Here is a 22,352-nt window from a genome sequence, read left to right on the forward strand (position 1 = left end):
AGTGATCCGGCACCTTATCCTTCAGACCCAACCGGCAGAACCAGCGGTAAGCCAGATTCATGCCGACTTCTTCGCACAGCCTCCGCTCAGAACGTATGCCATAGCAGTAGCCAATGATCAGCATGCGAGCCATGAGCTCGGGATCGACTGATGGTCGACCGGTATGACTGTACGACTGGGCCAAGTTCTCGCGAAACTCGGTCAGGTCGAGGTACTGATCCACCGCTCTCAGTAGATGGTCTTGGGGAACGTATTCGTTTAGACTAATCAAGACGAACAGCTCCCGTTTGGTTTCCTGACGTCCCATCATCGCAGCCTCCGTCTTTTCTTGGCTTAGACAGCGGCAAATCGTGAAGATCGCCTGCTCAACTGGAGTTTTTCAACGCAATAGGGCGAAAGCAGACCTTCCTCAACCGCAAACTGCCAACGACAGCAAGACCACGCCCGTGCCTCGAGCAAAGGCTCCCCGGGCCAGCGAGCCTGAAAAATGGCCAGGGCAAGGCGCGCGGGCGAAGACAGTACGCATGTACGGCGAGCCCAAGCAACGCAGCCATGGTCATTTTCTCAGGCCCGCGACTCAGGCCCGCCGTTCAAAACAATACGATCACTGAACCCGCGCCAGGTACTGTGCCAGCTGAGCGAACGTCGCCTTGAACCCCTCCTTCATCGACTCAAACCCCTGCTTGAAAGTCTCATGCTGCTCATCCGTCGCCTTGTGCGGCGTGGACCGCAAGGTCATCGTCGTCTTGCCATTCTCTTCGGTGAGCGTCATGGTGTTGAACGATTCCAAAGGCCAGGTGGCGCTGACCGGATGCTGCACGGCATTGCCCTGCTTGTCGGCAAACGACAGGATCGACACGATGCGTTCAGGCGCTTCAATGGACTGGTAAGTGAACTTGCCCCACATCTCATAGCCATTGTCGGCGCGCATGCCGTAGTGGAAGACTCCGCCCGGTTTGAGATCCAGCGCCAGCACGCTCAATTCGAAGCCGATGGGACCCCACCATTGGGCCAGGCGCTCCGGCTCCACCCACGACTGGAATACCAGTTCGCGCGGCGCGTCGAAAGTTTGCGTGATGACAAAGTCGCTGCTGTCGCGGTGCTGTCCGTCCTGCTTCTGTTCTGCGGTGGTCATGGCGCTCTCCTGAGGATGATGGTCTGGCACTAATGTACCAGCGGCGCCGATAAACGGGAAGGCCTGTACGCCTGCCAAACTCGCATGCTAGAATATTCGTTAGACACCTAACCATTAGACGACTTACCTTATGACTTCTATCGAAGAGCGCTTTTCCGCCGCCCTCCACAAGACGGCGCGCGGCTGGCGCCATGCCATCGACCGGCGCCTGAAAGACCTGGACCTGGGGCAAGCGAGCTGGATGTGCATCGCCATGATCGCCAAGTCGCCGCAGCCGCCGTCGCAAAGCGAACTGGCCCATCAATTGGGCGTGGAAAACCCCACCATGGTGTCGATGCTGGACCGGCTCGTGAAATCGGGCTTCGTGCAGCGCCAGCCATCGGAAACGGACCGCCGCGTGAAACTCGTCGTGCTGACCGAGGCGGGCCTGCAAGTGTATGACACCGTGCGCAAGGAAGCGGATGGCTTCCGCAAGGAACTGCTGCAGGGAATTGATCCCGATCAACTGCGGGCCGCCACCGAACTGCTGGAAGCGTTACAGGCGGCCACGGAGAAATCCGCATGAGTTCGGCCACAGCCGGCGCCACACCGGCGCTGCCCGCTTCACAAGACCCCAGCCTGAACCGGCGCATGATCACGATTTCGATCATGCTCGCCACCATCATCCAGGCGCTTGACGGCACCATCGCCAACGTCGCCCTGCCCCACATGCAAGGCAGCCTGTCCGCCTCGCAAGACCAGATCACCTGGGTACTCACCTCCTTCATCGTTGCCGCCGCCATCGCCACGCCCCTGACGGGCTGGCTGTGCGACCGTTTCGGCCAGAAGAACACCTTTCTCGTTTCCGTGGCCGGCTTCACGCTCGCCTCCGTGCTGTGCGGCTTGTCCGCCACCCTGTCCGAGATCGTCGCCGCCCGTTTGCTGCAAGGCGTATTCGGCGCGGCGCTGGTGCCGCTGTCGCAGGCGGTGCTGCTCGACATCAATCCGCGCGAGAAACACGGCTCGGCCATGGCCATCTGGGGCATGGGCGTGATGATCGGCCCCATCCTGGGACCGACCTTGGGCGGCTGGCTGACAGACAGCTACAGCTGGCGCTGGGTCTTCTTCATCAATATCCCCATCGGCGCCATGGCCTTCTATGGCATCTGGCGCTACATCCGCAAGGACCCGCCGAACCGCCGCATGAACTTTGACATGTTCGGCTTTGCCACCTTGAGCCTGTCGATCGGCGCGCTGCAGATGCTGCTGGACCGGGGCGAGCAGAACGACTGGTTTTCTTCCACGGAAACGTGGATCGAAGCCATCGTGCTGGCCATGAGCTTGTGCTACTTTATCGCCCATACGGCCTTGCGCCCGGCCGGCAAGTCCTTCCTCGACTACCGGCTGTTGAAGAACTCAAACTATGTGAGCGGCTTGCTGTTCATCTTCATCGTCGGCATGGTGCTGTTCGCTACCCGCGCGCTGACACCGTCGATGCTGCAAGGCTTGATGAACTACCCGGCGGCGATTGCCGGCCTGGTGACGGCCCCCAGCGGGCTGGGCACGATGCTGGCCATGCTGATCGTCGGCAAGCTGACGGGCAGGATCGACACGCGCATCCTGCTGGGCGTGGGCTTTTCCATCACCGCGTTTTCGCTGTGGCAGATGGCCAATTTCACCCTGGATCTGGTGCCGAAGACCGTCGTGTGGAATGGCATCATCCAGGGTATCGGCCTGGGCCTCGTCTTCGTGCCGCTGAGCGCGGCCACGTTTGCCACCCTGTCGCCGCAGATGCGGGCGGAAGGCACGGCCATCTACAGCCTGGTGCGCAATATCGGCAGCAGCATCGGCATCGCCCTCGTGCAGACCTTGTTGGTGCGCAATACGCAGATCGCCCATGCGTCCTTGACGGAACACATCAATATCGCCAACCCGGCCCTGCATGACCCTGCCATTGCCGGCGTCTACAACCTGGGTACGGCTTCTGGCATGGCGGCGCTGAATGGCGAAATCACGCGGCAGGCGTCGATGATCGCCTACCTCGACGACTTCTGGCTGATGATGTGGCTGACCATCCTCGTGCTGCCGCTCTTGCTCCTGATCAAACCACCGAAGAAGAATGCGCCCGTCGTGGTCGACCACGCGGCCATGGAATAACCCTCATGCACACACCTATGAAACTCTCCCTGCGCATATTGGCGCTCAGTTTGGCCCTGGCCGGCTGCGCCAGCATCCCGCCCGACACGCAGCAGTTGCCGCAGCAAGACCTGGCCACGATACAGCTGGCGGCCGACATCCACCTGGCCAGCGAAGGCTGGCCCGCCGCGCAATGGTGGCGCCAGTTCCAGGACGAGCAGCTGGACCAGCTGATTGAAAGCGCCCTGTCCAGCAGCCCGAACCTGGACGTGGCGAATACCCGCATCGGCTCGGCCCTGTCCGCGTTTGACGCGCTGCATGCGCAGCGCGGCCCCAGGGTCGACCTGGGCGCAAATGCCAGCCGCCAGCGCTATTCCGCCAACGGCCTGATGCCCGCCCCCATCGGCGGCAATTACTACAACGAGGTGACCGTGGGCATGCAAGCCCATTACGACCTCGACTGGTGGGGCAAGCACAAGGCGCAGATCGCGGCCAGCCTGGGCGAAGTCAACGCCCGCCGTGCCGAATACGCGATGGCGGAACAGATGCTGGCCGCCGAGATCGCCCGCCACTACTTCAGCATGCAAAATGGCTGGGCCCGCATGGATAACCTGCATGCGCTGGTCAAGTTGCAGCAGCAACTGGTGCTGGACAAGGAAAAACGCATCGCCAACGGCCTCGGTGTCAGCGACGACCATTTGTCGGCGCAAACGCGTTTGAGCTTGCTGCAGCAGCAGATCGCGCTGCTGGAAACGCAGGTCGTCACGGAACGGGAAGCCTTGCGTGCGCTGTTGGGAACATCCTTGGGTGCGGATGCCTCGGCCCTGGCCAGCCTGCAAGCAAAAGAAGCACAGGCGCTGCCGCACACCCTGCCCGGCAAGCTGGGCATGGAATTGCTGGCGCGCCGGCCCGACTTGCAGGCGGCGCGCTGGCGGGTGCAGGCAGCCATGAGCAAGATCGAAGCGGCGCAGGCGTCGTTCTACCCCGATATCGACCTGAGCGCCTCGTTTGGCCTGGATGCGATAACACTGGGCAAGCTGCTGCAGTCCGGCAGCCGCACCCTGTTCATTGGCCCGGCACTGTCCTTGCCGCTGTTCGACAGCGGCCGCCTGCAGGCGCAGCTCGGCGGAGCGCGCAGCGAACGCAATGAACTAATCGCCGACTACAACCAGAGCGTCTTCAATGTCGTGCGCGATGTGGCGCAGGCGGGCGCCAGGGTGCAGGGCGTGGAAAACCAGCTGCGCCTGCAGCAGGAAAACCTGCGCGCCAGCGAAGCGCAGTTGCGCAATGCGAATGCCCGCCTGAAACAAGGTCTGGCCGACCGCGCCACCCAGCTGAATGCGGAAATGACCGTGCGCGGCCAGGTCGACCTAGGCATGCAGCTGCAAAACCAGCGCCAGAACGCGGAAATCAACCTGACCGTGGCCCTGGGCGGCGGCTACCGGGGCGGCAGCGACTTTTCCGCCAACGCCACGGCCAAACAATAACCATCGATTACGGAACACATCATGAGCAGCGATACCACAGCCACCACCACCCAAACGGAACAACCCGGCAAGCGCAAGGCCGTCCTCATCGCCATCACGGTCGCCTTTCTCGCGGCTGGCGCGGCCTGGGGCGCGTATTATCAGCTGGTGCTGGCCAAGGAAGAAGTGACGGACAACGCCTATGTGGGCGGCAACCTCGTCACCCTGTCCGCGCAAGTGACGGGCAATGTCGATGCCATCCGCGCCGACGAGACGCAAATGGTCAAGGCGGGCGCGCCCCTGATCACCCTGAACGCCATCGATGCGGAGCTGGCCCTGAGCCAGGCCGAGGCACGGCTGGGCAACGTCGTGCGCCAGGAGCGCGAGCGCTATGCCAATGTGGCGCAATACGATGCCGTCATCGGCCAGCGCCGCCTGGCGCTGGCCACGGCGCAGGGCAACCTGGCGCGCCGCGCGCCGCTGGCGGCGGACCAGACGATTTCCGGCGAAGACCTGGCCCATGCGAAACAGGCCGTCGACGACGCGAAAGCGGCCTTGACGGTGGCCCAGCGCCAGGCCGAATCCGCCAAATCGGGCGTGGCCGGCGTGAACCTGGCCAGCCATCCGGCCGTCCTGTCGGCCCGGAGCGACGTGCTGCAGGCGTGGCTGGCCGTGTGCCGCAATGCCGTGGTCGCGCCCGTCTCGGGCTATGTCGCCAAGCGCAGCGTACAGCTGGGCACGCACGTGACGCCGGGCACGCCCCTGATGTCCATCGTGCCGCTGGACCAGTTATGGGTCGATGCGAACTTCAAGGAATCCGAACTGCGCAATATCCGCGTGGGCCAGGCGGCCACCATCGAAACGGACTTATATGGCAGCAAGGTGGTCTACCACGGCAAGGTGCTGGGCATGTCGGCCGGCACGGGCAGCGCATTTTCCCTGTTGCCGGCGCAAAACGCCACGGGCAACTGGATCAAGGTGGTGCAGCGCGTGCCCGTGCGCGTCACGCTCGATGCCAGGGAACTGGCAGCCCACCCGCTGCGCATCGGCCTGTCGACCACGGTGACGGTCGATACCAGCCATGGCGAAGGCGCGACGTTGGACCAGCCGATGGTGGCGTCCACCGTCTACACGACCAAGGCGCTGGAACAGCCGGTGGACGAGGCGGAGAAGATGGCCGATGCGATCATTGCGCAGAATCTTCTGAATTGATGCGTAGGTCGGGTTAGCGCAACGCGCGTAAGCCGACACCACCAACGGCCTGGGCCAATAATGTTGTCGGATTACGCGGGGCTTTGCCCCGCTAATCCGACCTACTTCGCTTTGCCAGCCGCCGCCACCTGGTCGAGTATATGCTTGGGCACGGCCGCATAGTGCTTGAATTCCATCGTGTAGGTGGCCCGACCCTGGGTCAGCGACCGCAAGGTGGTGGAATAGCCGAACATTTCCGCCAGCGGCACCAGGGCCTTGACGATGCGACCCGCGCCGCCGGGAATGTCGTCGACGCCCTGCACCATGCCGCGCCGCGCCGTCAAATCGCCCATGACGTTGCCCATGAATTCCTCCGGCGTTTCCGCCTCCACCTGCATCATCGGTTCCAGCAGCACGGGCGACGCTTTGCGCATGCCATCCTTGAAGGCGATGGAGCCGGCCATGCGAAACGCGTTTTCGTTCGAATCGACGTCGTGATAAGAACCGAAGGTCAAGGTTGCCTTCACGTCCACCACGGGGTAGCCGGCCAGCACGCCCGACTTGAGGGTTTCGGCGATGCCCTTGTCGACGGCCGGGATGAACTCGCGCGGCACCACGCCGCCCTTGATGGCGTCGACGAACTGGTAGCCGGTGCCTGGCGGCAAGGGTTCCAGTTTCAGCACCACGTGGCCGTACTGGCCCCGTCCGCCCGATTGCTTGACGAACTTGCCTTCCACGTCTTCCACCGCGCGCGTGATGGTTTCCCGGTACGCCACCTGCGGCTTGCCGACATTGGCTTCCACGCCGAATTCGCGGCGCATGCGGTCGACCAGGATTTCCAGGTGCAATTCGCCCATGCCCGACATGATGGTCTGGCCCGATTCCTCGTCCGTATGGACCCTGAACGACGGATCTTCCTGCGCCAGGCGGTTCAGGGCGATGCCCATCTTTTCCTGGTCAGGCTTGGTCTTGGGTTCGACAGCCTGGGAAATCACGGGTTCCGGGAAGATCATCTTTTCCAGCACGATGATGTGATCGATGGCGCACAGGGTGTCGCCCGTGGTGACAGCTTTCAGGCCCACGGCGGCGGCGATGTCGCCCGCATACACTTCCTTGATTTCCTTGCGCTCGTTCGCGTGCATCTGCAGGATGCGCCCCAGCCGTTCGCGCGCGCTCTTGGTGGGGTTGTAGACCATGTCGCCCGAATTCACCACGCCCGAATACACGCGGAAGAAGGTCAGCTGCCCCACGAACGGGTCCGTCATGATCTTGAAGGCCAGGGCCGAGAAATGCTCGTCGTCCGTCGGGTGGCGCTCCACCTCGTTGTCGTGCTCGTCATGGCCCATGATGGGCGGCACTTCCATCGGTGACGGCAGGTATTCGATGACGGCGTCCAGCATCGCCTGCACGCCCTTGTTCTTGAAGGCGCTGCCGCACAGCATGGGCACGATCTCGTTGCGGATGGTGCGCGCGCGCAGGGCTTGCTTGAGCTCGGTTTCCGTAAACGTGTCGCCATTCAGGTAGCGTTCCGTCATCTCAAGCGTGGCTTCGGCCGCGTGCTCGACCATGTGGTCATGCCACTCCTGCGCCTGCGCCTGTAGTTCCGCGGGAATCTCGCCATAGCTGAACTGCACGCCCTGGCTGGCGTCGTCCCAGGTGATGGCGCGCATTTTCAGCAGGTCGATCACCCCCGTGAAATGGTCTTCGGCGCCGATGGGCAGCTGGATGGGCACGGCCACGCCCTTCAGGCGCTCGGCGATCTGCTTGCGCACGCGCAAAAAGTCGGCACCCACCCGGTCCATCTTGTTGATGAAGGCGATGCGCGGCACATGGTATTTATTCGCTTGCCGCCAGACGGTTTCCGATTGCGGCTGCACGCCGCCGACGGCATCGTAGACCATCACGGCGCCGTCGAGCACGCGCATCGAGCGCTCGACTTCAATCGTGAAGTCCACGTGGCCCGGCGTATCGATGATATTGATCCGGTGTTCGGGGAAATTGCCTGCCATGCCTTTCCAGAAGGCCGTGGTGGCGGCCGAGGTGATGGTGATGCCCCGTTCCTGTTCCTGCTCCATCCAGTCCATGGTGGCGGCACCGTTATGCACTTCGCCGATCTTGTGATTGACCCCCGTATAAAACAGGATGCGCTCGGTGGTGGTGGTCTTGCCGGCGTCGATATGGGCGCTGATGCCGATGTTGCGGTAGCGCTCGATAGGTGTTTTGCGGGTCATCACAATCTCCATGGCTAGCCCCGGCATCACTGGGTTTGCGCCGGTTTTCCAGTGTAGCAGACATCGATTTGGGCGGCATGGCAGCAGGCAGTTTACCAAGCGTACAACACTGGCGGTCGCGCACACGTCAGGCGCACGGAAGCTAATTGCGGATTCGGCTATACTTCCCAGACATTAATTTTTGAACTTTAATTCAACAAAGATTAATAAAAATCAATACGCATGGCATCCTGCCATGCAAGGCGACGCCGCCGGCATGCAGCCCAGGTGCGCACCGAACGACATGCCCTACTCAGCTTATGACTATCCAACTAAGAAAAATAATCCTTTCCTCCCTGCTGGCATCGCCGGCGCTGGCCATGGCCGGCGAACTGGAACAGCAAATGCAGCGTTGCGCCGTCCTCGGTGACGCCAGTGCCCGCCTTGGCTGCTTTGACACCCTGGCCAAGGCGGCGGAAAAGGCCACCATCGCGGCCGGCGGCGATCCCGTCACCGCGGCTGTGACCCTGGCTGCCGCTGCCGAGGTCGCGCCCCTCACACCAGTCAGTCCGCCGGGCGTGGCCACGCCGGACGCCGTCAACGCCGCCATTCCCGCCATCGCGCAGGCTGGCGCGGCGCCACCGGAAGCGCCGATTTCGCGCACGCAGCAATCGTGGGAACTGAACGAAGCGTCCAAGCGCGGCCTGTTCAACTTCCGCCCGCACCGCGATACCTATCTGCTGCTGGCCAATTACAGCGACGCTTCGAACGACGAACCGTTCCAGGATTTCACGCCGGCCGGCATCAAGAGCCAGCATGTGGAATTGACATTCCAGCTCAGCTTCAAGATGAAGCTGCTGGAAGACATCGCCGGCACGCCCATCGACATGTGGTTCGGCTACACGCAGCAAAGTTTCTGGCAGGCGTATAACCGCAAGGCATCGAGCCCCTTCCGCGAGACCAATTACCAGCCTGAGCTGATGCTGATCTTGCCGATCAACAAGAATTTCGCAGGCGTGGAATTCAATTACCTGAACTTCGGCCTCGTGCACCAGTCCAACGGACAGACGTCGACCCTGTCGCGCAGCTGGAACCGCGTGTATGCCGAGCTGGGCATGGAGAAGGACAACCTGGCCGTCACGACGCGCGTCTGGCACCGCCTCGACAATGGCAAGACCGACAATGACAATATCGACATCACCGATTACATGGGGCATGGCGACTTGCGCGTGAGCTACCGCAACAAAGGCCACGAGTACGCCGTGACGGCCCGCCGCAATTTCAGCAAGAAGCATGGCTCTATGCAGGCCAGCTGGGCTTTCCCATTGAAGGCCAATTTGAAAGGCTATCTGCAACTGTTCTCCGGCTATGGCCAGAGCTTGATCGACTACAACTATTCGCAGAAGTCGATCGGTGCCGGTTTCATGGTTGACCTGTAAGCAGCACCGTGACAGAAACGAAAATGGCGCCTATGGCGCCATTTTTTTATTGCGGGAAAGTAAGTTTCAACGCCGGCCGCCGCCCAGCACGCGCGCCGGCAGCATGACGATGGCGCGCAGCAATTCAAACACGCCCTCCACGCCGATGCCGATCAAGCGGAATGGCAGCAACAGCAGCCAGGCCAGCGGATACAGCACGAGGGCCAGCAAGGCCAGGGGCCAGCACACCAGCAAGAGCAGCAGCCACAGCACGAATCCCAGCATCGCGTTCCCCCTAGAATGAAATGTGCGGAGCAAGCCGTGCTTGCCCCGCTACCGTGACAGCACTATATGAAAGCGCCGCGACGGCGGCAACGGCCATGCGATGAACTGCGCGCTGCGGGGATGAACGGTGCAAAAACGGGAATGAACGGAGACTTACTGGCCGACGCAAATCACTTTCGTGATGTATTCATGCGCATTCGGCTTCTTGCTGGTGGCCCATTTGATGGCCTGGTTGGCATCTTCGATGGTCATGACGGTGGCCTTGTCCTTCGACTTGATGAAGGACACGCCTTCAAACACGCCTTCCTTGCTGCGCATTACCTTGGCAAACACGGGCGGCCTGGTCTCGCCATCGCTGATTTTGTTCTGTTGCACGAGGTAACGCTGATCGATCTGTTCCATGATAGTAAAGCTGTCCAGTGGGTAAAAGACGAAATATACCCTGAATGGACGAACGCCGCAGGATGAAATCGCTGCGGCGTTGCCTGGGAATTAACGATGCTTATGCATACACGGCGTTCTGCGTAGCGGGCTGAAGATTCACGTCGTAGATCACCTGGGCGCGGATCGACGCTTCCAGCGAGGGAATCGAGCCGCCGGCGCGGTACTGGAAGCTCACTTGCAGCACGTCGCCCGCCTTCACGGCCACCGGCGTGGCCAGCGGCAAGCACATGTAGTGGTTCAGCCAGTCGATGGTGGTCGAGCGCTCGGGCACCACGGCCAGGATGTTCTTGGTGACGAAACGCAAGGCATTCAAGGTGCCGCTGCGCTCGACGACAAACTTGCCATCAAAGCCGAACACATTGTCCGTCGGCTGGCTGAAGTCGATGATGCTGTAGACGGAAGGCGGCGCCAGCTCCTGCACGCCAGGATGAATGGCCGTGGTTTCCTGGAATTGCACGACGGGCGCATAAAAACCCTCGAAATCGTATTCCTGCTGCATCGGCTGCACGGCCATGATGACGGCTTCGGGCAGGAAGATGGGCAGCGGACCGCCAAAGCGGGCCAGGTAGCGGCGCTTGAACGATTCGATCACTTCCACCTGCTTTTCGCGCAGCATGCCGACATGGATCATTTCGCAGATGACCACATCGACGGGCTCGGGCGGCAGGTATTCAAAGGCGTCCGCGTGGACGACTTCGACTTTTTCACCGTTGGGATTGAGCGCCAGCATCTTGCGCGCTTCCTTGACCATGTCCGGATTGAACTCCACGCACCACACCTTGTCGGCGCGCGCGGCCGCAAACCACGACAGCACGCCCGTGCCGCCGCCCAGCTCCAGCACCTTCATGCCGGGTTTTACCGCGTAATCGATCGCCGACTTGAACCCGTGCATGCGGTTCTGGTCCATCAACATATTGTGGTGGTAATGGACGGGGATAAATTGCCCCAGGTAACAACTCTCGATTTCTCGTTCATTCAGCATGTCTGTCCTCTTGGAGTCTGGCTCCGATGGCCGATCGGTTTTGTCATTCCAGAAAGCAGTGATATCGCACGGGCTGCGCGAGGGGCGGCGACAATACAGCCGGCGCCTGACGGTGATGTGATGACCCATGTGACGTATCTCCTGATTAATGCGACACGATCATTATCGTTAATCGGCAGGGAGAACAAAGGGCTGAGGTGAGAGGCAATTCCATGCCAGTTTCAGCGCTGGCATGGAAAGCATTGAAATTAAAACATCACTTGCGGGCTGCGCGCGCCTTCTGTGCCGCTTCGATGATGGCGACCACGCCGGGCTTGTCGCCCGCCTGGGCAAACTGTACGGCCGTCCAGCCATGGCCGCTTTTCAGGCTGGCGTCCGCGCCCCAGGACAACAGCAGCTTGACGGCGCCCTCCTGTCCTTCGCGGGCGGCAAACATCAGCGGCGTGACGTTGGCGGGCGCAAGCGCATCGACCACGGCGTCGCGGTCGAGCAATATCTTCATGATGGGCAGGTCGCCTGCCGAGGCCGCATAGTGGAGCGCCGTCCAGCCGCTCTGGTTGACCTTGGCGCCCTTGGCCAGCAAGGCGTTCACGGCGTCCTGCTTGTGCTTGTAGGCGGCCATCATCAGTGCCGTGTTGCCATTGGCTGAACGGGCTTCCAGGTCGATGCCGGGAGCATCGAGCAGCACCTGGAACACCCGGTCCGCATCGTCGCGCAAGGCCAGCACGAGGGGAATGTCGCCCCGCTGCGCGTCAGGCTGGTTCGGATTCATGCCTTCCGCCAGCATGCTGCGCACGCCGCTGGCATTATTGACGGACACGGCGCGGAAGAAGGCGTCCGGTTCCGGCGCCGCCTGGCTGGCGGTGGCGCAGCACAGCAGCATCGCCAGGGCGAGTTTTTTCATCATGACTGACCTTAAGAAGTTACGGCAACTGATTGAATAACTTGAAGAAATTATCCGTCGTCTGCTTCGCCACCTGGTCCAGCGGGATGCCTTTCAGGGTCGACAGGTATTCCGCCACGTGGGCCACATAGCCGGGCTCGTTCATGCGGCCACGGAATGGCACGGGCGCGAGATACGGCGAATCCGTCTCGATCAGGATGCGCTCGAGCGGCACTTCCAGGGCCACGGCCTGCAAATCCTTGGCGCTCTTGAACGTGACGATGCCGGAAAAGGAAATATAAAAACCCATGGCTATGGCGGCGCGCGCCACTTCCAGGGATTCCGTAAAGCAATGCATGACGCCGGCCACGCCGCCGTCCGACACGCCCGCGCCCTCTTCGCGCATGATGCGTATGGTGTCTTCACTGGCCGCTCTTGTGTGAATAATCAAGGGCTTGCGCGTGATTCTTGAAGCTTTGATGTGAGTGCGGAAACGCTCGCGCTGCCACTCCAGGTCGCCCGTCAGGCGGAAATAGTCGAGGCCCGTCTCGCCGATGGCGATGATCTTCGGATGGTCGGCCAGGCGGACCAGGTCTTCCACGGACGGTTCAGGCGTGTCCTCGTAGTCGGGATGCACGCCGACGGACGCGAAAATATGCGGATACTGCTCGGCCAGGGCCAGCACCTGTGGAAAGTCCGGCAAGTCGACGGACACGCACAAGGCGTGTGTCACCTTGTTCTCGGCCATCTTGGCGAGGATCTCGGGCATGCGAGCAGCCAGCTCGGGGAAATTGATATGGCAATGGGAATCGATATACATAAGGCGGGATTGTACCGGAGCGGGCGGAATCTGGCAGGGGGAAGGCGCAAATCCGTCCTGCCGCTGACGACTCCCGCGCAGTCCCCCTACTGCCCCTGCGGCGGCTGCCACAGCTCTACCTTGTTACCCTCGGGATCGATGACCCAGCCGAACTGGCCATATTCGGAATCGGGCGCCTTTTCCAGCACGTTGCAGCCCTCGTCGCGCAGGGCTTGCAGCAACGCGTCGAGGTCGTCGACGCGGTAGTTGATCATGAAGGACGCCTTGCCGGGCGCGAATTGTTCGTTGTCATTGGCCGCGACGGACCAGATAGTGGTGCCGCCAGTGGGCTTGCCGTCGGCGTCCGTCCAGGTGAAGGCGGCGCCGCCCCACGGCTGCACGTCCAGGCCCAGGTGGCGCTGGTACCAGGCGCGCAGCGCGGCCGGGTCTTGCGCGTGGAAAAAGATGCCGCCGATGCCAGTGACTCGTTTCATGCACGCCTCCGTTGCTGTCCAGTGCCTTGACTGTAACACCGGGGGCCAGGCGTGGCAAACGATGCGGCGAGCCTTCCGCCGGGCCAAGAAATAGATAATTTACTTTAACTTGACCACGCAAGCACTTGATTTTATTGACAACTGGATGCGTAGTCGAGCAGCATGTCTTCCAAAAACAGCTTGGGCGACAAGGGGTGCTCGGCAATCGCCCGGCGTTCGTTCGCCGCCTTGATCGCAGCCATCAACCGGCTCACGTTGATGCGTCCTGCCAGCGCTTCCAGTTCGCGCCGGTGGCGCGGGTAGTAGCGGATGCTGCCGGACAATTTGACGGAAAACACGTCGTACAGCCAGCGCTGGAGCGATGCCACGAGCGGCGCCAGCGGAGACTTCTGTAATTTGTCCGCCGCTTTCAGGGCCGCTTCCACGCCAGGGTTCGCCAAGACTTGCAGCAATTGTTCCGTTTCTTCGCGGCCGCCCGATTCGGACTGGGCCAGCGCTGCCAGCGGCGCGCCGCCCTGCTCGCGCAGCCAGCTGTCCGCATCGTTCAAGCCTTGCTGCTTGAGCCACGTCAAGGCCTGCTCGTGGCTGGGCATGGGCAAGGCGAATTTCCTGCAGCGCGACAAGATGGTCGGCAGCAAGCGGTCCAGGCTGTTCGAAGCCAGCAAGAACAAAGTGCCCGGAGGCGGCTCTTCCAGGGTTTTCAGCAAGGCGTTGGACGCGGGCGTGTTGAGCGCCTCGGCCGGGTACAGCACCACCACGCGCAAGCCCTGGCGGTGCGTGGAAATATTCATGAAGTCGGCCAGGTTGCGGATCTGCTCGATCTTGATGTCTTTCGACGGCGTCTTGGTCTTGGCGCTTTTCTTCGCGCCCTCGCCCTCTTCGCCGTCGTCGGCCACGTCGTCTTCCAGCGCTTCCGGACGGACCCGGCGGTAATCGGGATGGTTGCCCTGGCTAAACCAGCCGCATGAGGCGCACGCGCCGCAGGCATGGCCGTCGGCGCGCACGTCTTCGCACAGTAATGCCTGCGCGAAATGCTCGATGAAGTCGGCCTTGCCGATGCCCTGCGCGCCATGGAACAAAATGGCGTGCGGCATGCGCGGGCGCAAGGCTTGCAATTGCTGCCAGGCGTTCTGTTGCCACGGATAGAGAGGACTATTCATTTTATTCCTTATCAATCAGTGGCTTGCAATACTTTGCTCAAGCAATACATCAAGCAGTTTTGCCAGCTGTACTTGAATATCGGCAATGCTTTGCGTGGAATCGATGATGCGGAAGCGTTCCTGGAACTGGGCCGCGCGGCGCAGATACTCGTTGCGCGTGGCGGCAAAGAAATCGGCCTGCTCCTGCTCGAACTTGTCGAGCGCACGCGTGGCGTCCAGGCGGGCACGGGCCACGGCCAGCGGCACGTCGAACAGGAAAGTCAGGTCCGGCTGCAAGTGCGGGTGCACCCACGCTTCCAGCGCTTCCATCTTGCGCAAGTCCATGCCCCGGCCCCCGCCCTGGTAGGCGAAGCTGGCGTCGCTGAAGCGGTCGGAAATGACCCACTCGCCCCGATCGAGGGCTGGCGCGATCACTTGCGCGATATGTTCGCGGCGGCTGGCGAACATCAGCAAGGCTTCCGTTTCCAGGTGCATTTTTTCATGCAGCAGCAGTTCGCGCAGTTTTTCGCCCAGGCTGGTGCCGCCCGGTTCGCGCGATGAAACGAGGCTGACGCCACGCTGCTGCAGGTAGTCGGTGACAAAGCCGATATGCGTCGACTTGCCCGCGCCATCGATGCCTTCGAAGGTGATGAAGCGGGGTTGATAGTGTGGTGTCATGAAGCTTCTAGTTTGAAATAATTAACGCTGGTATTGATTCACGGCGCGGTTATGGTCGGGCAAGTTGGCCGAGAACTGGCTGGTGCCGTCGCCCCGCGCCACGAAATACAGCGCTTGCGTGCGGGCCGGCGCCAGCGCCGCCGTCAGCGACTGCGCGCCAGCCAGGGCGATCGGCGTGGGCGGCAAGCCGCCGCGCGTGTAGGTATTGTACGGGGTGTCCGCTTCCAGGTCGCGTTTGCGGATCTTGCCCTGGTAGTTGTCGCCCATGCCATAGATCACAGTCGGGTCCGTCTGCAGCAGCATGCCCGTCTTGAGGCGGTTGACGAACACGCCGGCAATCATGGCGCGCTCGGACTTTTGCCCCGTTTCCTTTTCCACGATGGAAGCCATGATCAGCGCTTCGTACGGGTTTTTATATGGCAAGGCGGGGTCACGCTTGTCCCACGCTTCGGACAGGCGGCCGATCATGGCCGTATGCGCCTGCCTGAAAATCTGCATTTCGCTGGCGCCCTTGGCAAACAGATACGTATCCGGGAAGAACAAGCCTTCCGGGTGCACATATTCCGGGCTGATTTTCGCCATCAGTTCCTTGTCGGACAGGCCCGCGGTATCGTGCTTGAGACCGGGATGGTTGGCCATCGCCAGGCGCATCTGTTTGAAGGTCCAGCCTTCGATGATGGTCAGCGACTCTTGCGCGAATTCGCCGCGCGCCAGCTGCGTGATCAAACGCTGCGGCGTGGTGCCCGGTTTCAGTTCATAGGAACCGGCCTTGATCTTCGAGGTCTTGCCTTCGATTCGCGCCAGCATGTTGAACAGGATGGGCACGATGGGCACTCCCGCGTCCGCGATCTGCTGGCCGGCCGCATGCGCGCCGCTGCCCGGGCTGATCGTAAACGGAATCGCTTCTCCGTCCGTGGTGATGGGCTGCTGCGCCCAGTACACAAAAGTACCGCCCACGCCGATAGCGGCGATGACTGAACTGACTACAAGTTTTTTAAAGAAAGCCATTGTTCCGATTCTTGTGATGCGAGCGCTGATGGCCAACGTCCGCTTGTTATGATCGTTCATTTGTGAAGCAAGTGCGCGCAAAGCGGCGCCAACACTGGCAATCTTGCCGTTGCCGACGCAATCTGCGCGACATCACTATAATGAACCCGTAATGATAATGCTTAATCGCTGATCTAATGGAAATTATGAATAACTGGAATCAATTTTTAACAGCCCAAGGCGCCCGCCCCGTTGCCATCGATGGCGCGCCTGACGGCACCGCCCCCATCACCGCCGTCCCTATCCATGATTTCGGCCAGTCCCTGACAGTGCCCCAGCTGCAAGAAGGTTTTGTCGCGGCCATCACGGACCAGGGCTTGATCGGCTTGAGCGGCGACGATGCGGCCAGTTTCCTGCACGGCCAGCTGACCAACGATGTGGAACACCTGAACCAGGAGCAAGTGCGCCTGGCCGGCTACTGCACGCCGAAAGGCCGGCTGCTGGCCAGTTTCCTGATGTGGCGCAACGCCACCACCATTTATCTGCAATTGCCGCGCGCCATACAGCCGGCCATCCAGAAGCGTCTGCAGATGTTCGTGCTGCGCGCCAAGGCCAAGCTGCACGATGCATCCCTTGATGAAACCAATCAAGTTGTCCTGGGCCTGGGCGGCAAACAAGCCAGCGCGGCCCTGTCCGGCTGGTTCCCGGCGCTGCCCGCCACGCCGTTCAGCAAGGTCGAACACGCGTCCGGCACCCTGCTGCGCGTGGCCGATGCGTTCGGCAGCGCCCGCTATGAATGGCTGACGTCGGCCGCCACGGCGCGCGACGCGTGGCCGCAGCTGGCGCAAACGCTCGCCAAGGGCGGGATTGACGCCTGGCGCTTGTCGGAGATCCACGCGGGCATCCCGCAGATCACGGCCGCCACGCAAGAGCAGTTCGTGCCGCAAATGATCAACTTCGAGCTGCTGGGCGGCGTCAATTTCAAGAAAGGCTGCTACCCGGGCCAGGAAATCGTCGCGCGCAGCCAGTACTTGGGCAAGCTCAAGCGCCGCACCACCCTCGTCAGCATTGCCGATCCCTCGGTAGTGGCCGGCGGCGAACTGTTTGCCGTCAGCGACCCCGAGCAACCTTGCGGCATGGTCGTCAACGCGGCGCCCAACGGTGATGGCGGCATCGACGCCCTCGTTGAAATGAAGCTGGGGGCGATCGAAGAAGGTGCAAGCGCCGCCGGCGCCGTGCGCTACGGTTCGGCCCAGGGCGCTCACGTGCAGTTCCTGTCCATGCCTTACGTGCTAGACGCACTCGACTTGTGAGAATGCCATGAAAGATTTGTACATTTATTACCAGGTCAAGGAAGAGCACGCCCAGGCGCTGGAAGCCCGGGTCCGTGCCTTGCAGGCAAAACTGGCTGCCGCGTCCGGCGTGGCGCCGCAATTGAAGCGCCGCCCTGACGCCAAGGATGGCTTGCAGACGTGGATGGAAATCTACCCCGTCGTCGGCGAAGGTTTTACGGAGCTGTTGGCCAGCGCGTCCGACGAAGCGGGATTGCTGTCCTTGACGGCTGGCGCGCGCCATACGGAAGTGTTCATGGATTTGCCTCCATGTGCCTGATCGTTTTTGCCTGGAAAGTCAATCCGCACATCCCGCTGATTGCCGCCGCCAACCGCGACGAATTCTATGAACGCGCCAGCGCCCCCGCCGGCGCCTGGCCCGAGCACCCGCAAGTGTATGCGGGCCGCGACCTGCAGGCGGGCGGCAGCTGGATGGGCATCACCCAGGCCGGCAGCGGCAGCTCGCGCTTTGCCGCCATCACGAATATCCGCAGCCCGCAAGACCGCAACCCGGACGCCCCCTCGCGCGGCGCCCTGGTAGCCGACTATCTGGCCGGCAATATGTCGCCACAGGATTACATCGCGCAAATCCGCCCCGGCTGCACAGCCTACAACGGCTTTAACCTGGTGCTGGGCGATGCGGACACCCTGATCTGGTTTTCCAACCGGGGCGATGGCGATGCGCGCAATGGCCAGCCATTGGAGCCGGGCATCTACGGCCTGTCGAACGCCCTGCTGGACGCGCCGTGGCCGAAAGTCCTGAAGACCAAGGCCCAGTTCGCCAGCCTGCTGTGCCAGGGTGCGCCCGACGAGGCGTATTTCGACATGCTGGCTGACACCACGCGCGCACCCGATTTCCGCTTGCCGGACACAGGCGTGCCGCTCGACCTCGAGCGCGTACTGTCCGCCGTCTGCATCGAAACGCCGGGTTACGGCACGCGCACTTCCACCGTCGTGAAACTGTTCCCGGATTCTCCCGGCGAACTGCATGAGCTGGTGATCCAGTAGGTCGGGTAGGTCGGGTTAGCGCGCAAGCGCGTAACCCGACAACACCAGCGCCCTCAACCGGCATCACCGCCGTCCCCGATGTCGGATTACGCGCGCCTCCGGCGCGCTAATCCGACCTGCGCAAGCTTCCCCTATCCTCATCGACAACCCACCCGCCATCCATCCGCAGAAAAAAGAAAGCGCTTGCGCAAGCGCTTTCTTTTGTTTACGATAGCTTCAATCGCGGCGACACAGCCGCACCCAATCGCAGTACACAATAATAAAAAAACCTCAGGAGACACCATGGCCACCATGGAAGATGTAGCGCGGGCGGCGGACGTATCGCTGTCGACCGTCTCTCACGTAGTCAACGGCACCCGCAAGGTCAGCCCGAAAACCGTCGCCGCCGTCAACGCGGCCATGCAGCAGATCGGCTATGTGCCGAACATGCTGGCGCGCGCGCTGGCCGGCTCCTCGTCGGGCACCATCGGCGTGGCCATTTCCGCCTTCACCAATCATTATTTCAGCGAAACCGTGCGCGCCATCGAGGCTGCCTGCACGCGGCACGGCTTGATGATGCTGTTTTCCGATACGCATGACGACCCCGAGCAGGAGTTGAAAGTGGTGCAAAACTTGCACCAGCGCCGCGTCGACGGCATCGTGCTGGCGCCATCCGGCGATCCGCACAACCGCGCCCTCGACTATTTGACCAGCAACAAGATCGCTTCCGTGCTGGTCGACCGCATGTCGCCGCAACCGTTCGACCAGGTGGGCGTGGAAAACATCGAAGCGACGGCCCAGCTCGTCAGCCATCTGATCGCGGCCCATGGCCACCGCCGCATCGGTTTCATCGCCGGCGCGCCCGGCCTGTCCACGACGGACGAGCGTATCGAAGGCTACCGCCTGGCCTTGCAACGCGCCAATATTGCCTTCGATGGGGCACTGCTGCGTTCGGGCGACTCCAACCTGGAACGCAGCGGCGCAGCCACGCGCGAATTGCTGGCCCTGCCCGCCGCACAGCGTCCCACGGCCATCGTTGCCGGCAATAACCTGATGACCATCGGCACCATGCATGCCTTGCGCGATGCGCACATTGCGGTACCGCAAGACGTCGCGCTGGCCGGCTTCGATGATTTCGACTGGGCCGATTACTTCAGCCCCCGCCTCACCGTGATGGCGCAGCCGCTCGAAGAGCTGGGCGCCATGGCCGTCGACCTCCTGATCGACCGTATCGCCAATCCCGATCGCGCCCAGCACGTGCAGCGCTTGTCGCCAACCTTGCGCGTACGCAATTCCTGCGGCTGCCCCTGACCTTTTACAGTAAACCAAACATGCATCCAGCGATTTCCCTCGGTATCGACCTCGGTACCTCCGAACTGAAAACCGTGCTGATGGACAGCACTGGCGCCGTGCGCGGCCAGGCATCCGTGCGCATCGACACCAGCCGCCCGCAAGCAGGCTGGTCCGAACAGGCGCCGCAGGACTGGTGGGCCGCCTGCGTCAACGCGCTGGGCCAGCTGCGCGCAGGCTGGCCGCAGGACTATGCCTGCATCGCCTGCATCGGCCTGTCGGGCCAGATGCATGGCGCCGTGCTGCTCGATGCCAACGATACCGTGATCCGTCCCGCCATCCTGTGGAACGATGCGCGCGCCGAGGCCGAAGCGGCTAGCCTGGCGCGCGACTATCCCGCATATGCGGATGTGACGGGCAGCCTGCCCATGGCGGGCCTGACGGCGCCAAAACTGCTGTGGCTGCAAACGCATGAGCCGGCCGCCTTTGCCGCCATCGCCTGCCTGCTGTCGCCGAAAGACTATTTGCGCCTGCAATTAACGGGCATCAAGCTGACGGACATGTCGGACGCGGCCGGCACCCTGTGGCTGGACGAGGCCAACCGTGCCTGGTTCGTGCCCATGCTGGCCGCCTGCGGCTTGCACCCAGAACAGATGCCGGCGCTGGCCGAAGGCGACGCCGCCACGGGCAGCGTGCTGGCGTCCGTCGCCGACCAGCTGGGCTTGCCGGCGGATGTGGTGGTGGCGGGTGGCGGCGGCGACAATCCCGTCTCGGCCGTGGGCATCGGCGCCGTCAATGGCGGCGACAGCTTTATCTCGCTGGGCACCAGCGCCGCCATCGTCAGCGTGACCGAAGCGCCTCTGGGCAATCCGGCCGGCGGCGTACACAGCTTTTGCCACGCCCTGCCCGGCCGCTGGTATGCGATGGGCGCGATCCTGTCGGGCGCCAGCTGCCTGCGCTGGGCGACGGGCGTGCTGGGCCAGCCCGACGAGGCAGCCCTGCTGGCGCTGGTGGAAGCGGGCTTGCCGCTCAACGCGCCCATCGCGCCCTCGGCGCCCCTGTTCCTGCCCTACCTGTCGGGCGAGCGCACGCCGCATAACGACCCGCAAGTGCGCGGCGCCTTTTTGCAACTGGGCCATGACAGTACGCCGGCGCAGCTCGGCTACGCCGTGCTCGAAGGCGTTGCCTTTGCCTTGCGCGACGCCATGGCGGCCGTCACGTCAACGGGCGCCGTCGTTCCCCACTGCATGCTGGTGGGCGGCGGCGCGCGCAGCCAGTACTGGGCGCAATTGCTGGCCAATGTGCTGGGACGCGAAATGCGCACCCTGCACAACAGCGAACTGTCGGCCAGCCTGGGCGCTGCCAAGCTGGGCTTTGCCGCCATCGGCGACACCAGCCTGCTGACGCAGGGCTTGCCCATCAAAAACACTTTCCTGCCCGATGCCGCGCACAGCGCAGCCTTGAGCATCCGTTACGGTCGCTACCGTAGCCTGTTTCCCGCCGTGCAAGCCTTGCACCAACTCAGTGATAAGGAATAGTAATGAATCAGCTGCAACAATTGAAGCAATACAGCACCGTCGTCGCCGACACGGGCGACTTCCTGCAACTCGCGCGCTTCGCGCCGCAAGACGCCACCACCAATCCCTCGCTGATTTTAAAGGCCGTGCTGCAGCCCGATTACGCGCCCTTGCTGGAAAGCACGGTCGCCGCGCATCAATCCGCTGCGCTGGACGATATCGTCGACCAGGTGCTGGTGCGCTTCGGCCTGGAAATTTTAAAGGTCGTGCCGGGCCGCGTATCGACGGAAGTCGATGCCCGCCTGAGCTTTGACCGCGACGCCACCGTCACTCGCGGACGCCGCCTGATCGCCCTGTACGAGCAAGCCGGCATCAGCCGCGAGCGCGTGCTGATCAAGGTTGCCGCCACCTGGGAAGGCATCCAGGCAGCGCGCGAACTGGAAAAGGACGGCATCTTTTGCAATTTGACCCTGCTGTTCGCGTTCTGCCAGGCCGTCGCCTGCGCCGACGCGAAAGTGCGCCTGATTTCGCCGTTTGTGGGCCGCATCTACGACTGGCATAAAAAATCGCTGGGCGCGGCATGGGACGAAGCGGCGCGCAGCCTGTCCAATGATCCAGGAGTGCAGTCGGTCACGCGCATCTTCAATTACTACAAACAACATGGCATCGCCACGCAAGTGATGGGCGCCAGCTTCCGCAACGTGGGGCAGATCACGGCCCTGTCCGGCTGCGACTTGCTGACCATCAGCCCGGATCTGCTGGCCAAGCTGGAAGCGGCAGATGCGCCATTCGAGCGCGCCTTGGGCGGCGACCTGGGCGCGGCACAACCTGCCATCACGTATGACGAAGCCGCTTTCCGCTACGCCTTGAACGACGACGCGATGGCGACCGAAAAGCTGGCCGAAGGCATCCGCGGCTTTGCCGTCGATGCGGGCAAGCTGGACGCCATGATCGAGAAGTTACGCAATCAATAAGTTTGCACCCCGTTTTTACCCGTAGCA

General features: G+C 62.3%; 23 protein-coding genes. 11 read left to right on the forward strand and 12 right to left on the reverse strand.

The genetic code is table 11. The features are described 5' to 3' along the window. The coding region (locus tag LSO07_RS16115) for a transposase (protein ID WP_231772985.1) at positions 1 to 310 on the reverse strand (310 nt) is incomplete at its 3' end. Positions 311 to 604: 294 nt separating this feature from the next. After that, entirely contained in the window at positions 605 to 1,135 is a 531-nt protein-coding gene (locus LSO07_RS16120) for an SRPBCC family protein (RefSeq protein WP_151095400.1), read from the reverse strand. Between the two features lie 130 nt (positions 1,136 to 1,265). On the opposite strand from LSO07_RS16120, the gene LSO07_RS16125 reads away from it, so the two are divergent. The 4 genes from LSO07_RS16125 to LSO07_RS16140 are packed head-to-tail and all read left to right on the forward strand — an operon-like array spanning position 1,266 to position 5,928. Continuing rightward, positions 1,266 to 1,700, forward strand: a complete 435-nt coding sequence (locus tag LSO07_RS16125) for a MarR family winged helix-turn-helix transcriptional regulator (protein ID WP_070279648.1) — start codon at positions 1,266 to 1,268, stop codon at positions 1,698 to 1,700. Further along, entirely contained in the window at positions 1,697 to 3,271 is a 1,575-nt protein-coding gene (locus LSO07_RS16130; RefSeq protein ID WP_151095402.1) for a DHA2 family efflux MFS transporter permease subunit, read from the forward strand. Before LSO07_RS16125 ends, LSO07_RS16130 begins: the two co-directional genes overlap by 4 nt. A gap of 5 nt (positions 3,272 to 3,276) precedes the next feature. Continuing rightward, positions 3,277 to 4,737: an efflux transporter outer membrane subunit gene (locus tag LSO07_RS16135; RefSeq protein WP_225317322.1), complete on the forward strand. Its 1,461-nt coding sequence runs from the start codon at positions 3,277 to 3,279 to the stop codon at positions 4,735 to 4,737. Between the two features lie 21 nt (positions 4,738 to 4,758). After that, the gene (locus tag LSO07_RS16140; RefSeq protein ID WP_151095404.1) at positions 4,759 to 5,928 is read left to right on the forward strand and encodes an HlyD family secretion protein; all 1,170 of its coding nucleotides are present in this window, start codon (positions 4,759 to 4,761) and stop codon (positions 5,926 to 5,928) included. Between the two features lie 101 nt (positions 5,929 to 6,029). Here LSO07_RS16140 and fusA read toward each other — a convergent pair whose 3' ends face one another. Further along, positions 6,030 to 8,138: an elongation factor G gene (fusA, locus tag LSO07_RS16145; protein ID WP_151095406.1), complete on the reverse strand. Its 2,109-nt coding sequence runs from the start codon at positions 8,136 to 8,138 to the stop codon at positions 6,030 to 6,032. A 299-nt stretch (positions 8,139 to 8,437) separates the two neighbouring features. Here fusA and LSO07_RS16150 point away from each other — a divergent pair, with 299 nt between their 5' ends. Beyond that, positions 8,438 to 9,556, forward strand: a complete 1,119-nt coding sequence (locus LSO07_RS16150) for a phospholipase A (protein ID WP_070253751.1) — start codon at positions 8,438 to 8,440, stop codon at positions 9,554 to 9,556. Positions 9,557 to 9,622: 66 nt separating this feature from the next. Here LSO07_RS16150 and LSO07_RS16155 read toward each other — a convergent pair whose 3' ends face one another. From LSO07_RS16155 to mltG, 9 genes are all read right to left on the reverse strand, one after another. After that, positions 9,623 to 9,820, reverse strand: coding sequence for a hypothetical protein (locus LSO07_RS16155; RefSeq protein ID WP_034784591.1), 198 nt, complete (start codon positions 9,818 to 9,820; stop codon positions 9,623 to 9,625). 153 nt (positions 9,821 to 9,973) lie between these two features. Beyond that, complete coding sequence (locus LSO07_RS16160) at positions 9,974 to 10,222, reverse strand: hypothetical protein (RefSeq protein WP_034784592.1); 249 nt, start codon at positions 10,220 to 10,222, stop codon at positions 9,974 to 9,976. A gap of 100 nt (positions 10,223 to 10,322) precedes the next feature. Beyond that, positions 10,323 to 11,246, reverse strand: a complete 924-nt coding sequence (locus LSO07_RS16165; protein WP_151095408.1) for a methyltransferase domain-containing protein — start codon at positions 11,244 to 11,246, stop codon at positions 10,323 to 10,325. A gap of 256 nt (positions 11,247 to 11,502) precedes the next feature. Then, positions 11,503 to 12,153: an ankyrin repeat domain-containing protein gene (locus tag LSO07_RS16170; protein WP_151095410.1), complete on the reverse strand. Its 651-nt coding sequence runs from the start codon at positions 12,151 to 12,153 to the stop codon at positions 11,503 to 11,505. Positions 12,154 to 12,169: 16 nt separating this feature from the next. Continuing rightward, positions 12,170 to 12,949, reverse strand: a complete 780-nt coding sequence (locus tag LSO07_RS16175; protein ID WP_034784594.1) for a TatD family hydrolase — start codon at positions 12,947 to 12,949, stop codon at positions 12,170 to 12,172. A gap of 86 nt (positions 12,950 to 13,035) precedes the next feature. Then, complete coding sequence (locus tag LSO07_RS16180; protein WP_092604977.1) at positions 13,036 to 13,422, reverse strand: VOC family protein; 387 nt, start codon at positions 13,420 to 13,422, stop codon at positions 13,036 to 13,038. Between the two features lie 131 nt (positions 13,423 to 13,553). Continuing rightward, complete coding sequence (locus LSO07_RS16185) at positions 13,554 to 14,582, reverse strand: DNA polymerase III subunit delta' (protein ID WP_151095412.1); 1,029 nt, start codon at positions 14,580 to 14,582, stop codon at positions 13,554 to 13,556. Between the two features lie 15 nt (positions 14,583 to 14,597). Continuing rightward, complete coding sequence (tmk, locus tag LSO07_RS16190) at positions 14,598 to 15,239, reverse strand: dTMP kinase (protein WP_151095414.1); 642 nt, start codon at positions 15,237 to 15,239, stop codon at positions 14,598 to 14,600. Between the two features lie 21 nt (positions 15,240 to 15,260). Further along, a complete protein-coding gene (gene mltG, locus LSO07_RS16195; RefSeq protein WP_034784598.1) occupies positions 15,261 to 16,247 on the reverse strand; it encodes an endolytic transglycosylase MltG in 987 nt (328 codons plus the stop codon). 176 nt (positions 16,248 to 16,423) lie between these two features. Between mltG and ygfZ the strand changes: the two genes are divergently transcribed. The 6 genes from ygfZ (at position 16,424) to tal (ending at position 22,325) form a co-directional block, all read left to right on the forward strand. Continuing rightward, on the forward strand, positions 16,424 to 17,539 hold the full coding sequence (ygfZ, locus tag LSO07_RS16200; RefSeq protein WP_151095416.1) for a CAF17-like 4Fe-4S cluster assembly/insertion protein YgfZ: 1,116 nt from the start codon (positions 16,424 to 16,426) through the stop codon (positions 17,537 to 17,539). A 7-nt stretch (positions 17,540 to 17,546) separates the two neighbouring features. Next, positions 17,547 to 17,837: a DUF4936 family protein gene (locus LSO07_RS16205; protein WP_034784600.1), complete on the forward strand. Its 291-nt coding sequence runs from the start codon at positions 17,547 to 17,549 to the stop codon at positions 17,835 to 17,837. After that, positions 17,828 to 18,565: an NRDE family protein gene (locus LSO07_RS16210; protein ID WP_034784601.1), complete on the forward strand. Its 738-nt coding sequence runs from the start codon at positions 17,828 to 17,830 to the stop codon at positions 18,563 to 18,565. Before LSO07_RS16205 ends, LSO07_RS16210 begins: the two co-directional genes overlap by 10 nt. A 282-nt stretch (positions 18,566 to 18,847) precedes the next feature. After that, complete coding sequence (locus LSO07_RS16215; RefSeq protein ID WP_151095418.1) at positions 18,848 to 19,855, forward strand: LacI family DNA-binding transcriptional regulator; 1,008 nt, start codon at positions 18,848 to 18,850, stop codon at positions 19,853 to 19,855. 32 nt (positions 19,856 to 19,887) lie between these two features. Continuing rightward, positions 19,888 to 21,372, forward strand: coding sequence for a xylulokinase (gene xylB / locus LSO07_RS16220; protein ID WP_208672513.1), 1,485 nt, complete (start codon positions 19,888 to 19,890; stop codon positions 21,370 to 21,372). A 2-nt stretch (positions 21,373 to 21,374) separates the two neighbouring features. After that, a complete protein-coding gene (gene tal / locus LSO07_RS16225) occupies positions 21,375 to 22,325 on the forward strand; it encodes a transaldolase (RefSeq protein ID WP_151095422.1) in 951 nt (316 codons plus the stop codon). The last annotated feature ends 27 nt before the right edge of the window (positions 22,326 to 22,352 follow it).

Source organism: Janthinobacterium sp. PLB04, from assembly GCF_021165895.1.
Lineage (GTDB): Bacteria > Pseudomonadota > Gammaproteobacteria > Burkholderiales > Burkholderiaceae_D > Janthinobacterium > Janthinobacterium lividum.

Bases quoted from the DNA above. Each gene is read 5' to 3' on its own strand.
- LSO07_RS16120 (WP_151095400.1), bottom strand. From the start codon at position 1,135: ATGACCACCGCAGAACAGAAGCAGGACGGACAGCACCGCGACAGCAGC.
- LSO07_RS16125 (WP_070279648.1), top strand. From the start codon at position 1,266: ATGACTTCTATCGAAGAGCGCTTTTCCGCCGCCCTCCACAAGACGGCG.
- LSO07_RS16130 (WP_151095402.1), top strand. From the start codon at position 1,697: ATGAGTTCGGCCACAGCCGGCGCCACACCGGCGCTGCCCGCTTCACAA.
- LSO07_RS16135 (WP_225317322.1), top strand. From the start codon at position 3,277: ATGCACACACCTATGAAACTCTCCCTGCGCATATTGGCGCTCAGTTTG.
- LSO07_RS16140 (WP_151095404.1), top strand. From the start codon at position 4,759: ATGAGCAGCGATACCACAGCCACCACCACCCAAACGGAACAACCCGGC.
- fusA (WP_151095406.1), bottom strand. From the start codon at position 8,138: ATGACCCGCAAAACACCTATCGAGCGCTACCGCAACATCGGCATCAGC.
- LSO07_RS16150 (WP_070253751.1), top strand. From the start codon at position 8,438: ATGACTATCCAACTAAGAAAAATAATCCTTTCCTCCCTGCTGGCATCG.
- LSO07_RS16155 (WP_034784591.1), bottom strand. From the start codon at position 9,820: ATGCTGGGATTCGTGCTGTGGCTGCTGCTCTTGCTGGTGTGCTGGCCC.
- LSO07_RS16160 (WP_034784592.1), bottom strand. From the start codon at position 10,222: ATGGAACAGATCGATCAGCGTTACCTCGTGCAACAGAACAAAATCAGC.
- LSO07_RS16165 (WP_151095408.1), bottom strand. From the start codon at position 11,246: ATGCTGAATGAACGAGAAATCGAGAGTTGTTACCTGGGGCAATTTATC.
- LSO07_RS16170 (WP_151095410.1), bottom strand. From the start codon at position 12,153: ATGATGAAAAAACTCGCCCTGGCGATGCTGCTGTGCTGCGCCACCGCC.
- LSO07_RS16175 (WP_034784594.1), bottom strand. From the start codon at position 12,949: ATGTATATCGATTCCCATTGCCATATCAATTTCCCCGAGCTGGCTGCT.
- LSO07_RS16180 (WP_092604977.1), bottom strand. From the start codon at position 13,422: ATGAAACGAGTCACTGGCATCGGCGGCATCTTTTTCCACGCGCAAGAC.
- LSO07_RS16185 (WP_151095412.1), bottom strand. From the start codon at position 14,582: ATGAATAGTCCTCTCTATCCGTGGCAACAGAACGCCTGGCAGCAATTG.
- tmk (WP_151095414.1), bottom strand. From the start codon at position 15,239: ATGACACCACACTATCAACCCCGCTTCATCACCTTCGAAGGCATCGAT.
- mltG (WP_034784598.1), bottom strand. From the start codon at position 16,247: ATGGCTTTCTTTAAAAAACTTGTAGTCAGTTCAGTCATCGCCGCTATC.
- ygfZ (WP_151095416.1), top strand. From the start codon at position 16,424: ATGGAAATTATGAATAACTGGAATCAATTTTTAACAGCCCAAGGCGCC.
- LSO07_RS16205 (WP_034784600.1), top strand. From the start codon at position 17,547: ATGAAAGATTTGTACATTTATTACCAGGTCAAGGAAGAGCACGCCCAG.
- LSO07_RS16210 (WP_034784601.1), top strand. From the start codon at position 17,828: ATGTGCCTGATCGTTTTTGCCTGGAAAGTCAATCCGCACATCCCGCTG.
- LSO07_RS16215 (WP_151095418.1), top strand. From the start codon at position 18,848: ATGGCCACCATGGAAGATGTAGCGCGGGCGGCGGACGTATCGCTGTCG.
- tal (WP_151095422.1), top strand. From the start codon at position 21,375: ATGAATCAGCTGCAACAATTGAAGCAATACAGCACCGTCGTCGCCGAC.